Raw genomic sequence first — 12,519 nt, forward strand, 5'->3', positions numbered from 1 at the left:
ATCCTGCAATACCTCGGAATACTGAACCAGGTCGTTGAACGGGGCGTCGATCAAGCCGCACATCACTGCGTTGGCGATGGAACCCACCCCCACTTGCAGCGGCGCCAAGTTTCTCGGCAGGCGCCCCATTTCCACCTCATTCTCGAAAAACCGGACCAGATGATTGGCAATGGCCTGAGTGTCGTTGTCAGGCGGCAACATGGGAACGGCCGCCTCAGCTGTGTTGCTGATAACGATGGCGGCGATGCGTGACGGGTCGATCTCGATGGCATGGCTGCCAATGCGGCTGTTTGACTGGAGAACAGGAATCGCGCCACGGTGTGGACGGTTCTGGGGTTGGTAGATGTCATGCAGCCCTTCAAAATGAGGACTGCTCGCTAGGTTGAGTTCAACGATGACCTGCTTGGCGGCCAGTGCCAGGCTGGCCGAGTTGCCCACCGACGAGGTGGGCACGATATGCCCCTGCTCAGTGATGCACACTGCCTCGATAACCGCGATATCCGGGGTCGGCAGGTAGCCACCGCGCAACTGCTCGACCACTTCCGAGAGGTGCTGGTCGATAAACATCACCCTCCCTTCGTTGATTGCCTTGCGCAACACAGGGTCGCCCTGAAAAGGCATGCGCCGGGCTAACAGACCCGCTTCGGCCATCAACCCGTCCAGACCATGGCCAAGGCTGGCGCCGGTGATCAGGTTGATTTTCAGCGGGTCGCGCCTGGCCTGTTCGATCAAGGCCAGGGAGACTGCCGTGGCGTCTCCGGCACCGCCAAAACCACTGATGCCGATGGTCATGCCGTCTTTAATGAGCAGGGCGGCCTGTGGTGCACTCATGATTTTGTCGTGCAGGGAAGCCAGCCGGATACGCGCAGCGTGCATGGAAAAACCTCGAAGGTAGGGAATAGCAGGCGGGTCACCGGACATCTGCCACTCAACCGGTAATCACGCCCATTCCGGGCAGTGCCACTGAGAGGCACTGCTCGTCGGATTGTTCGTTAGCCTGGGCACAAGCGAAGGCCGAGACGATTAAGGCAGGCGTCGCCAAGGCGTGTGGCGAAGGCCATCACCTGGATCGCTCAGGTCCGCGCAGGGTCAGAACTGCTCATCGTCCAGCGCCATGATGCTTTTACTGCCACCGCCAATCGCCGCCAGCAGCGCGTGTACGCGAGGCAGCAGTTGCTCGGCATAGAAATTGGCAGTAATCAGCTTGGCACCCAGGAACTGCGGATCACCATTGCCCGAGTCCAGCAGAGCTTGAGCACTGAGTGCCGAGCAGGCCATCAACCAGCCGCCACTCAGGTAGCCGAACAGCATCATGAAATTGACGCTGATGCTGCCCGCCAGGTGGGCGTCGTTTTGGGCATTGTCGAGGAGCACGCGCAGAGCGGCGCGACCTGCGCACAAGGCATCGTCCAGTGCCTTGGCCTGATGGACCAATGTGGCCGAACCTTGTAGCTGGGCGACGGTTTCACCGATTTCGTCCAGTAAACGGGTGAGCAGTTCGCCTTGGTTGAGCAGGGTCTTGCGCCCGACCAAGTCCAGTGCCTGGATGCCGGTGGTGCCTTCATAAATGGTCAGGATACGGGCATCACGGTAGTGCTGGGCTGCGCCGGTTTCTTCGATAAACCCCATGCCGCCGTGAATCTGCACACCGAGCGAGGTCACCTCTTGCGCCATTTCTGTCAGCCACCCTTTAACGATAGGTGTGAGCAGGTCGACGCGACCTTGATGGACCTTCGCCGTGTCGGCGTCAGGCGCGTGAGCAGTGCGGTCCACTTCGGCAGCGGCCACCAACGCCAGGGCCCGCATCGCTTCGATGGACGACTTCATCTGAAGCAGCATGCGACGGACATCGGGGAAATGGATGATAGAGAAACGGCTGCCATCCTTGCGAGTGCCTTGCAGGCGATCTTTTGCGTACTGACGCGCCTGCTGATAAGCCCGCTCCGAGATGGCCAGCCCTTGCAGGCCAACGCTTTGCCGGGCGTGGTTCATCATGGTGAACATGCAGGCCAACCCTTGGTGCGGTTCGCCCACCAGATAACCGATGGCTCCGCCGTTGTCGCCAAAGCTCATGACGCAGGTCGGGCTGCCGTGGATGCCCAGTTTATGTTCCAGGGAGATGCAGCGGGCATCGTTACGTGCGCCGGGCTCGCCTTTGGCATCCAGCAAGAATTTAGGCACCAGGAACAGGGAAATCCCTTTGACGCCGGCCGATGCATCCGGCAGCCGGGCCAGTACCAGATGGACAACGTTGTCCGTCATCTGGTGGTCGCCCCAGGTGATAAAGATTTTTTGCCCGCTGATGAGGTAGTGGTCACCCTGAGGAATGGCTCGGCTCTTGATGGCGGCCAAATCCGAACCGGCATCGGGTTCGGTGAGGTTCATGGTGCCAGTCCATTCGCCGCTGACCAGTTTGGACAGGTAAGCCTCGCGCAGGGCGGGCGAGCCATGGTGCGCGATCGCTTCAATCGAGCCTTGAGTCAGCATCGGACAGAGGGCGAAGGCCATATTGGCCGAGTGCCAGATCTCACTGACAGCGGTGCCAATCACGTTGGGGAGGTTTTGGCCGCCCCAGGCTTCAGCGGCGGTCAATGAAGGCCAGCCGCCAGCCTGGAATTGGTGGTAGGCGTCGGCGAACCCGGGAGCTTCCTGCACGCCTTGCTCATTCAGGCGCGAGCCTTGGGTGTCGCCAATCCGATTGAGTGGTGCCAATACCCCGGAGCCCAGTCGACCGGCTTCGGCCAGAATCGCGGAAACCAGCTCATCGTTGACGTCGTCCAGATGGGCCGACGCGCACAAGGCTTCAAACTCGACCAGTTCTTTGAGCACGAACGTGGTGTCGCGGTAGGGGTGGGTGTAATCACTCATTTTTGTTTCCTCACTAAAACGATGCGTTAGGCAGACCGCCTGTGTCAGCCACAGCGGGGCAAACGACTGGGTAATAACGGGCGTGCTTCAGTGTCGACCTGAGTCACGTCAGGCCTTGGCTGATAGCACTCGGTAATCGACTAAATTGGCCATGTTCACGGACCTCTTGCTTCAAACGTTACGCACCAGGTGGCGCCGGTAATGACCACGGCGTCGCAGATGCAAAGACGTTCATTGGTGCCGTGCCCGGCCCGGGAACCGGCGCGGCAATTGGCGCGTATCGGGAAGGCTGTGCGTCGCAGCGGCGTACGTACACACTGCAACGGTGGCGCGCCGACTTGTCTAGCGTGCGGTTTTTCAGGCGGGATGCATCTGTTTCGGATGCCGTCACGTTCTGGCGGACGGTAACCGCGTCGACTACTTGCACGTGCACGGACGGGCTTCCTTGGAGGCAATAACAGCGCTCTGACCGGGTCAGACAGGCGTCTACAGGTGGCGGCTAGCTTCTATCGGGAGGCCCCTCGACGACAATAACGAAACCAGTCTAAAAATAGACATTATCGGACAGCACTTAGGCGATAAACTGAACGTACACACAGCAGGAATCTGCCTCCGATGGGCATCGAACGCTATTCAATCTCTATCCATTTCGCCCGAATGCTGATGAATGCCGGCCACCGTCTTCAGCTCGACGAAGCGGTGCTGCTCAAGGAAGCAGGCCTTAACCAGCGCATGCTGGAAAATGCCCATCTGCGGATCACGCCTGACCAATTCAGCCGCCTGATGCGGGCCGTCTGGCGCCTGGCTGACGACGAGTTTCTTGGCATGGGCTCGCAACGCTGTCCACAGGGTGTCTTTGCCATCATGGCCAAACAGGTCATTCATTCGCACAACCTGCATTCGGTGTATTACAAGCTCAGCCACTTCTACAACGTGATCAATGACTCCCTGCATCTGTCACTCGACATCGTTGGCGATGAGGCGTTTTTTTCGATGGCGCTCAAGGACCCGGCCAAAGACCAGGATTACTTGTTGAGAGGTTTCCTGTTGCTGCTGTGGCATCGATTTCCCAGCTGGTTGATTGGCCAGCGAATCCCCCTGAAACATGTCGCGTTTGACCATCCTGCACCCAAACACCTGACCGAATACCGCTTGATGTTTCCTTGCCCGGCGAAGTTTGACCAGGCCGTGACCTGCCTGGTGTTCGATGCCGCGATACTCACGGCACCGTTGGTGCAAACGCCCGAGACCCTCGGCCATCACTTGAAGCGGGCACCATTCGACTGGTTCACTCGCCCTGCCTATTACCCGGTTTATACACGGCGGGTACTGGATCATCTGGAGCGTTCCGAGGACCTGGCTGAAACAACCATTCAGAGTGCCGCCCTTGAATTGCACCTCACCGAGAGAACGCTCAGGCGAAAACTCGCGGCCGAAGGCAGCCAATTTCAACGACTCAAGGACGGAGTGCGTCGCGACATGGCGATCCACTACCTGAGCCAGACGTCGATGTCGATCAGCCTCATTTCCCAAATGCTGGGTTTTTCCGAGCCGTCCGCGTTCACCCGAGCGTTTCGGCAATGGACCGGCGAGCTACCCAAGAACTACCGAGACGTGGCGCGCCAATAGAAATAGCCCTCAGTCTCTTTTCGGACGGTTCAGTGAGCTCTGCTGGTCTGAATCAATCGCTGCCCCGTTATCGCCGCCACCAAGCACCGCCCTCCCCCCGGCCCAGCCTCTTATCCATATTGCTACGCCGGTTTCCGCAAAAGACTTAATGCATCATGTTGTATAGTCTTTGGCCAAACTGCATCCGGTGATTCATGCCTTACCCCTTCGACGCGATCACTCACACCTATCTGGGCAGCAACGTTTACTCCCAACTGCGCAACGCCTTGATCACGGGCAGCCTCAAGCCTGATGATCGACTGCGCATCCGGGAGCTGGCCAGCCAGCTGGGAACAAGCGTCACCCCCGTGCGAGACGCCATTCTGCAACTGGCGAAAGAGAAAGCGCTGGTGCTCAAGACCCCCAAGGACATTCGAGTACCGGTGCTCGACAGTGCGGCCTATCTGGAAATCCGCACGCTAAGGTTGAATCTTGAAGGCCTTGGTGCCGAAACCGCCGCGCGGCTTGCAACCTCAAACGACCTTAAACGCATCGACGCCAACATTCAGCTCAACCTCGAAGCCATCAACAATAGAGACCTTCCTGAAGCGTTACGCCTGAATAGCGAGTTTCACTTTTTGATCGCGGAAGCTGCACGCATGCCTTTGCTGCGCAGCTATCTGGACAGTCTGTGGATGCGCGCAGGACCGCTGATCGCACAGGCGTATGCGCATTTCTCCCTGACCATGGCCATTGAACACCATATCGAAGTACTCAATGCCCTGCGTCAGCAGGATGCGGCAGCCGCCAAACACGCAATCCAGGCGGACATTCTCGACGGCAATCAAAAAATGCTGGAGTTCATAGCCGTCAGTCAGGAAGCGGCTTCCTGACGAAACGATCCCTGATGCCCCTATTGACTACTTGCACGCCTGAAAACATGATGCATCAAACTTCAATTACGAAGAGCCGTGCTCATGAGCGAGAAAAAAAAGCTACTGTTAACCGGCGCCAGCCGCGGCATTGGCCATGCGACGGTCAAGCATTTCAATGCGGCTGGCTGGGAAGTATTCACCGCCTCCCGACAAAGCTGGGTCGCTGAATGCCCTTGGGCGGAAGGCTTGCTCAACCATATCCATCTGGATCTTGAGGACATCGACAGTGTCAGCGCCAGCCTGGCGACCATTAAGGAAAAACTCGGGGGACGGCTTGATGCGCTGGTAGACAACGCTGGCGTGTCACCAAAAAGTCCGGAAGGTGGTCGACTTGGCGTGCTGGAAACCGATTACGCCACGTGGTTGAAGGTGTTCAACGTCAACCTGTTCTCTACTGCCCTCCTCGCTCGCGGCCTGTTCGATGAACTGAAAGCCGCCCAGGGCAGCATCATCAATGTCACGTCCATTGCGGGTTCCAAGGTGCACCCTTTTGCTGGCGTTGCCTACGCCACTTCCAAGGCGGCGCTCTCGGCTCTGACTCGGGAAATGGCCTATGATTTCGGCCCGCACGGGGTGCGGGTCAACGCCATTGCCCCCGGCGAAATCGACACCGCCATCCTGTCTCCGGGCACCACCGACATCGTCGAGCGACTGGTACCCATGAATCGCTTGGGCAAACCGGAGGAAGTCGCCTCGCTGATCTACTTCCTCTGCACCAGCGGCGCTTCTTACGTGAACGGAGCGGAAATTCACGTCAATGGTGGCCAGCATGTCTGATGCCATCATGGTCAAGGGGTGTTGCACCGAATTGATGACCACCCAGGCGCCTAACGTGTCGCCTGCCGAAGCACTGGAAATCGCTGATCGGGTATACGGCCTCAAAGGCACGCTGAAGCTGCTCAATGGCGAACGCGATGCCAACTTTCTCATCCGGTCCAACCGCGGCGCCTTCGTCCTGAAATTCATCAACCCAGCCGAAGATCCCGGCGTCATCAGCTTCCAGACCCAGGCGTTGCTGCACATCGAGCGGCACGGTGCGCACCTGCCGGTTCCGCGTGTGCTGCCTGCACTCAGTGGGGAGTTTGAACCGAAAGTGCTGGTGAGCGAGCAAACACTGACACTGCGCACCGTCAGCTACCTGGACGGTATTTCGCAGAATCTGGGCAAGCCCAGCGTTGCGCTGATGCGCGAACTCGGTACCTCCCTGGCCGAAATCAACCTGGCCCTCAATGACTTCCAGCACCCTGCCGCTCATCGCGATCTGCTCTGGGATGTCGGCCACGCGGAGCGAATCAGGCCGTATCTGGATAACCTGGACGTCGATCAACTGCCATTGGTTTGCGCCCTGCTGGACAGCTACGAAACTTCGGTAAAACCGCGTCTGGCCAAACTGCGTGCGCAGGTGATTCATAACGATCTAAACCCGCACAACGTCATGCTCGACTGCGAAACCGCCAGCCGCGTTGCGGCCATCATCGACTTCGGCGATGCCCTCCACGCCCCGCTAATCAACGAATTGGGAACGGCTCTCTCATATCAGTTCGACGCCGACGCCACCGACCCACTCTGGCAGATCAAGGCCTTTGTCGCCGCCTACCACGCAAAGATCCCGTTGCAGCGCGAGGAGCTGGCTGTACTCGGCGAACTCATCGCCGTGCGCATGGCCATGGCCATTACCATCGCCCAGTGGCGCGCCAGCCTGTATCCGGAAAACCGCACCTACGTCCTGCGTAACCTGCGCACCACCTGGCGCAATCTGCAATGCCTCACCGCCTTGCCCGAGGGGTTGCTGACCCAAAGCCTGATCAACGCCTGCACACCGGAGGCTCCATGAGTTCATCCACCGCCGCTGAACTGATCGCCCGTCGCCAACGCGCACTGGGCGCCAGCTATCGATTGTTTTACGAGGAACCCTTCGCGCCGGTGCGGGGTGAAGGCGTGTGGCTGTACGACAAAAACAATACCGCCTACCTGGATGCCTATAACAACGTGGCGTCCATCGGTCACTGCCACCCCGCCGTGGTCGCAGCCATTTCCGAGCAAAGCGCCCTGCTCAATACCCACACGCGCTATCTGCACCCATCGATCGTGGAATACGCAGAAGACCTGCTCAGCGAGTTTCCCCCGCAGCTCGATAACATGACCATGACCTGCACCGGCAGCGAGGCCAACGATCTGGCGTTGCGCATCGCACGATGCCACAGCGGCGGAACGGGCATCATTGTCACCCGCTGGGCCTACCACGGCGTGACCAGCGCATTGGCCGAGGTATCGCCATCGCTGGCCACGGGCCTCCCCACCGCCAGCCATGTGCGCCTGGTGGAGGCCCCGGATTCCTACCGCCGAACCGCCGATTTCGTTGCCAGCGTCAAAGCGGCCGTGCAAGACATGCAGGCGCAAGGCATCAAACCCGCGGCGTTGCTGGTCGACAGCATTTTCTCCAGCGATGGTGTGTTCAGCCCCGCGAACGGCGAACTGGCCGCTGCCGCGCAATGCGTGCGAGACGCCGGCGGACTGTATATCGCCGATGAGGTGCAGCCTGGGTTCGGCCGCACCGGTGGGCAGCGCTGGGGGTTTGCCCGTGAATCAGTGATTCCGGATCTGGTCACGCTGGGCAAACCCATGGGCAACGGCCATCCAGTTGCCGCGGTGGTCGGGCGCTCGGCGCTGTTCGATCAATTCGGTCACCAACAACGTTATTTCAATACGTACGGGGGTAACCCGGTGTCCTGCAAGGCTGCGCACGCGGTACTGCGGGTACTGCGCGAAGAAAACCTGCAAGCCAATGCCCGCGATGTCGGCAGCTATCTCAAGGAGGGGTTGCGCAAACTGGCCGAGCGCCATGAAGTCATTGGCGATGTACGCGGCGAGGGGCTGTTCATTGGTGTCGAACTGGTTGCAGACCGCGAGACGCAAGCCCCGGCAACAGCTGCCGCGGCGGCGGTCGTCAACGGCATGCGCCGCCGTCAGGTGCTGATCAGCTCGACCGGCCCCATGGCCAACATCCTCAAGATTCGCCCACCCTTGGTATTTGCCCGCGAGCATGCGGACCTGCTGGTCGAACGACTGGATGCAACGTTGAACGACCTGCGCTGAACGTCACGCTTTACCGGCGCCGATTTGGCGGAGCCAGCCTCGGCCCCCGCAACAGGTCCTGATATGGGGTAATCCGGTATCAATTCAGGCGTCCAGACACACCACCGGGGCGCTGGTCGACGCGCATTAATGCAAATATCCGTCAATCCAGGACTGGTAGCTATAAGGAGGGATAAGCAGTGCGATGGGCGTAGTGACCGAAGCAGACACCGAGAGCGGTCAACTGCAATAGCTGAAAAATGAGAGAGTGGCTGGATATATGGTGTCCCAGGGCAGGTTCGAACTGCCAACCTTCCCCTTAGGAGGGGGATGCTCTATCCAATTGAGCTACTGAGACACAAACTGCCCGCAAGAATTTGCGGAGCAATGGACGGCGTGCATGTTAACGGGCAAGCATGGCTTTGTCATGTCGTCCTTAGGCATTTTAAGTGTAGGCATACGCCACGCAGGATCGCGAAATTTGCTGAGGAAGCCAAAAAAGATCCCTTGACGCTCCTTTCACCCAGACAGCTCGAGGATGCTACATCAGACAAATCTGGTCGCCATCCATCCTAAATCGCTCTGAGTATGCACTTGGCCCTAGTAAATCGGCCATTTGCCACTATCCTGTAGGAGCAAGGAACAGCGATTGAATTCGCACGAAAGGCCCTTCAGATATTATCGACACTCTCAGTCGGGCAAAGGACGCGGCCAGCAATACGGACCCAGACCACTTTCCAGACCCGTCCGTATTTCTGATAATTGGTGCTGGCATAATGCCTTTATCCAGTTCAATATTTGTCACAGAATTGACGCCAATGATCTGGCTCAGTGAGGCATGATGCGAGCCTCTATCAATTCAGGTTGAACATTTGACCAGAGCGCTTGTCCTATCAGACATCCTGCGGTCAATCCCGAAAACCGCTCCCCTGAACTAACCGGTTAAATATATGCGCCCATTGAAACAGGCAATTTATTCCAGCCGTACGGCTGACAAGTTCGTCGTACGTCTGCCAGACGGAATGCGTGAACGCATTGCCGAAGTGGCTCGCAATCATCATCGCAGCATGAACTCCGAAATCATCGCGCGCCTTGAACAGAGCCTTATTCAGGAAGGCGCACTGGGCGAAGAACTAAGCATGCGCCTGGACAGTCCAGAGCTCTCATTGCACGAACGTGAATTGCTGCAGCGCTTCCGACAGCTATCCCACCGCCAGCAAAACGCTCTCGTTTCGTTGATTGCCCATGATGCGGAAATGGCCGCAGACGCCTCCTGACTCACACAGAAAATCTCAAGCCAGCCTAATCGCTGGCTTTTTTTCGCCTGCTTTTCGGCAACGCCTGATTCAAAACTGGCGCTCGAGAGCTCGACCACGGGCCTTTGTGACCCCGCGCAAGCGAACCGCCCCAGGCTGGTTACACCAGCGCGTAACACATCATGCCTGACGCACCGCATAAAAAAGCCCGCCGGAAGGCGGGCTTTAGGACAAACATCTCAGAGCAGGAAGATCGTTGCCAGACCAAGGAAGATAAAGAACCCTCCGCTATCAGTCATGGCCGTAATCATGACACTGGCCCCCATGGCAGGATCGCGCCCAAGCCGCGCCAGCGTCATCGGGATCAGCACTCCCATCAGTGCTGCAAGCAACAAATTGAGTGTCATGGCAGCGGTCATCACCACACCCAACGACCAACTGCCGTATAGAAGATAGGCAACAACGCCGATCACACCACCCCAGATCACGCCATTGATCAGTGCAACTGCCAACTCTTTGCGCATCAGTCGCGAAGTATTGCCAGTGCTCACTTGATCCAACGCCATCGCCCGAACAATCATAGTAATGGTCTGATTACCGGAATTGCCCCCGATACCCGCCACGATCGGCATAAGCGCCGCAAGCGCTACCAGCTTCTCGATTGAGCCCTCGAAAAGACCAATCACCCGCGATGCAACGAATGCAGTGATCAGATTCACCGCCAGCCAGGCCCAACGGTTACGCAGGGACTTCCAGACGGACGCGAAAATATCTTCTTCTTCGCGCAGACCCGCCATATTGAGAACTTCGTTCTCGCTCTCTTCACGAATCAGGTCGACCATTTCATCAATGGTCAGTCGACCGATCAACTTGCCGTTTTTGTCTACGACAGGTGCCGAAATAAGATCGTATCGCTCAAACGCCTGAGCTGCGTCGTAGGCCTCTTCATCCGGATGAAAGCTCACCGGATCGCTGGCCATCACTTCAGAAACCTGCTTGTCCGGATCGTTAACCAGCAAACGCTTGATCGGCAACACCCCCTTGAGGACGCCGTCGTAATCAACCACAAACAGTTTGTCGGTATGGCCGGGCAGCTCCTTGAGGCGCCGCAGGTAGCGCAAAACCACTTCGAGACTGACATCCTCACGGATGGTCACCATCTCGAAGTCCATCAATGCACCGACCTGATCCTCGTCATAGGACAATGCGGAGCGAACACGCTCACGCTGCTGACCATCGAGAGTTTCCATCAGCTCATGGACAACATCTCGCGGCAGCTCTGAGGCCAGGTCAGCAAGTTCGTCGGCATCCATGTCCTTGGCTGCAGCCAGGAGCTCATGATCGTCCATGTCGGCGATCAGGGTTTCACGAACCGAGTCGGATACTTCGAGAAGGATGTCGCCGTCGCGATCAGCCTTGACCAATTGCCAAAGCGCTAGACGATCGTCCAGTGGCAAGGCTTCAAGGATATAGGCGACGTCGGCGGAGTGCAGATCATCGAGCTTGCGCTGCAACTCGACGAGATTCTGCCGGTGGACCAGGTTCTCAACCCGATCGTGATGCGGGCCTTCCTGGCGATGAGTCAGGTCTTCTACTACTCGCTGGCGCTGCAACAGCTCAACAACTTGAGCGAGGCGGTCCTGCAAGCTTTCTTGCGTTTTCTTTACTTCAACTTCAGACATAGGCGAACTCCACTCCCAGCAGCGGGGCACGCCGGAAGTATCAATCAGTCAATTCATGATTGGAAAAACGGGAAATTAAGTAACTACTGGGTAAGTCCATGGAGGTATTCCACAAGCCCCGGCGGGGCTGACGGGCGCAATGATAACACCGCCCGACGGTTTTAAACGTTAAAAAATCGTGGCTGAAACAAGCGCTTGCGAAACAATCTTGAGCGCCATCCTGATCCTTCAAACTGCGACGACTCATCCCGAAAAGAAAACACACCAACAAATGAAAATGTAGCAGCTACCTTTGAACGAGCACCGTCACGGAGGACGTCGAATGCCACCAAAATCATCCTGCCTTCTACTGATCCCCCTTCTTTGCCTGCCACTCATCGTACGCGCCACAACCGTCCATCGCTGCGAAGCGCCTGACGGACGCATCACCTTCACGACAATGGGCTGCGCAGCCGGCGAGCACCTTTCGACCCACGAAGTACAAGCCTACTCGCCCGGCACGGCTGTCGCGCTCATGCCGGACGCCAACCCTCGAGCAACACCGGGAAGGACATTCACAAACCGCGATATGACTGTCGTCGGCCAGCCAGAGGACAAATGTGGAAACCTGATCAGCGCCAGGGAGCGCCGAGAAGCAATCATCAATCAGCGAATTGTTGCTGGCATGAGCCAACAAGACGTCGAAAGCGCCCTGGGTAAACCAGACAAGATCAACATTCGGAATTCGACCACGAGTTATCGCTACGACACCAAGCGAGGTCGAAGCGCAAACGTAGAGTTCGATGCGAGAGGATGTACGAAAGGAAAAGCCAAATCCCAGACGGCAAAAAGCCCGCATTAAATGCGGGCTTTCTGTTGTATGGTGCACTCGACAGGATTCGAACCTGTGACCGCTCGGTTCGTAGCCGAGTACTCTATCCAGCTGAGCTACGAGTGCATTTTGTGTTTTTATACCAGATCACAACTGGTTGAAGCCAAGTCATTCACATCACTGCAAACAACTCTTAAATGGTGCACTCGACAGGATTCGAACCTGTGACCGCTCGGTTCGTAGCCGAGTACTCTATCCAGCTGAGCTACGAGTGCATTTGTTGC

The 12,519-nt window shown here is 57.6% G+C and carries 10 protein-coding genes and 3 tRNA genes (1 of these 13 cut by a window edge); 7 read left to right on the plus strand and 6 right to left on the minus strand.

Annotation, left to right across the window (positions count from 1 at the left end):
- Both GQ39_RS18185 and GQ39_RS18190 read right to left on the minus strand, forming a co-directional pair.
- Window positions 1–876 carry the 5' portion of a succinate CoA transferase gene (locus tag GQ39_RS18185; protein WP_047532305.1) on the minus strand. It extends 621 nt beyond the left edge of the window, so 876 of the gene's 1,497 nt are visible here — the first part of the coding sequence; it begins with the start codon at window positions 874–876; its stop codon lies beyond the left edge, outside the window.
- 213 nt (window positions 877–1,089) lie between these two features.
- Window positions 1,090–2,868: an acyl-CoA dehydrogenase gene (locus tag GQ39_RS18190; RefSeq protein ID WP_047532308.1), complete on the minus strand. Its 1,779-nt coding sequence runs from the start codon at window positions 2,866–2,868 to the stop codon at window positions 1,090–1,092.
- A gap of 615 nt (window positions 2,869–3,483) precedes the next feature.
- On the opposite strand from GQ39_RS18190, the gene GQ39_RS18195 reads away from it, so the two are divergent.
- The 5 genes from GQ39_RS18195 to GQ39_RS18215 all read left to right on the plus strand — a co-directional run bounded on the left by GQ39_RS18195 (window position 3,484) and on the right by GQ39_RS18215 (window position 8,507).
- Window positions 3,484–4,497, plus strand: a complete 1,014-nt coding sequence (locus GQ39_RS18195) for an AraC family transcriptional regulator (RefSeq protein WP_047532309.1) — start codon at window positions 3,484–3,486, stop codon at window positions 4,495–4,497.
- 194 nt (window positions 4,498–4,691) lie between these two features.
- Entirely contained in the window at window positions 4,692–5,369 is a 678-nt protein-coding gene (locus GQ39_RS18200) for a GntR family transcriptional regulator (RefSeq protein ID WP_047532311.1), read from the plus strand.
- Window positions 5,370–5,453: 84 nt separating this feature from the next.
- Window positions 5,454–6,188: an SDR family NAD(P)-dependent oxidoreductase gene (locus GQ39_RS18205; protein WP_047532313.1), complete on the plus strand. Its 735-nt coding sequence runs from the start codon at window positions 5,454–5,456 to the stop codon at window positions 6,186–6,188.
- Window positions 6,181–7,245 carry a phosphotransferase gene (locus GQ39_RS18210; RefSeq protein ID WP_236693113.1) on the plus strand — a complete coding sequence of 355 codons (1,065 nt, stop codon included), beginning with the start codon at window positions 6,181–6,183 and terminating at the stop codon, window positions 7,243–7,245. Before GQ39_RS18205 ends, GQ39_RS18210 begins: the two co-directional genes overlap by 8 nt.
- Entirely contained in the window at window positions 7,242–8,507 is a 1,266-nt protein-coding gene (locus GQ39_RS18215; RefSeq protein ID WP_047532317.1) for an aspartate aminotransferase family protein, read from the plus strand. Before GQ39_RS18210 ends, GQ39_RS18215 begins: the two co-directional genes overlap by 4 nt.
- A gap of 260 nt (window positions 8,508–8,767) precedes the next feature.
- On the opposite strand, the gene GQ39_RS18220 is transcribed toward GQ39_RS18215, so the two are convergent.
- Window positions 8,768–8,844 (minus strand) — tRNA-Arg (locus GQ39_RS18220).
- A 592-nt stretch (window positions 8,845–9,436) separates the two neighbouring features.
- Here GQ39_RS18220 and GQ39_RS18225 point away from each other — a divergent pair.
- A complete protein-coding gene (locus GQ39_RS18225) occupies window positions 9,437–9,763 on the plus strand; it encodes an Arc family DNA-binding protein (protein ID WP_003178899.1) in 327 nt (108 codons plus the stop codon).
- Between the two features lie 218 nt (window positions 9,764–9,981).
- On the opposite strand, the gene mgtE is transcribed toward GQ39_RS18225, so the two are convergent.
- Window positions 9,982–11,424 carry a magnesium transporter gene (mgtE, locus tag GQ39_RS18230; RefSeq protein ID WP_047532344.1) on the minus strand — a complete coding sequence of 481 codons (1,443 nt, stop codon included), beginning with the start codon at window positions 11,422–11,424 and terminating at the stop codon, window positions 9,982–9,984.
- 322 nt (window positions 11,425–11,746) lie between these two features.
- On the opposite strand from mgtE, the gene GQ39_RS18235 reads away from it, so the two are divergent.
- Complete coding sequence (locus GQ39_RS18235) at window positions 11,747–12,265, plus strand: SmpA/OmlA family outer membrane lipoprotein (RefSeq protein ID WP_047532346.1); 519 nt, start codon at window positions 11,747–11,749, stop codon at window positions 12,263–12,265.
- 19 nt (window positions 12,266–12,284) lie between these two features.
- Here GQ39_RS18235 and GQ39_RS18240 read toward each other — a convergent pair.
- A tRNA-Arg gene (locus tag GQ39_RS18240) sits at window positions 12,285–12,361 on the minus strand.
- A gap of 72 nt (window positions 12,362–12,433) precedes the next feature.
- Window positions 12,434–12,510 (minus strand) — tRNA-Arg (locus GQ39_RS18245).
- Window positions 12,511–12,519: the final 9 nt, after the last annotated feature.

Origin of the sequence: Pseudomonas sp. 11/12A (assembly GCF_000800055.1) — a bacterium.
In the GTDB taxonomy this organism is placed as follows: Bacteria; Pseudomonadota; Gammaproteobacteria; order Pseudomonadales; family Pseudomonadaceae; genus Aquipseudomonas; species Aquipseudomonas mohnii.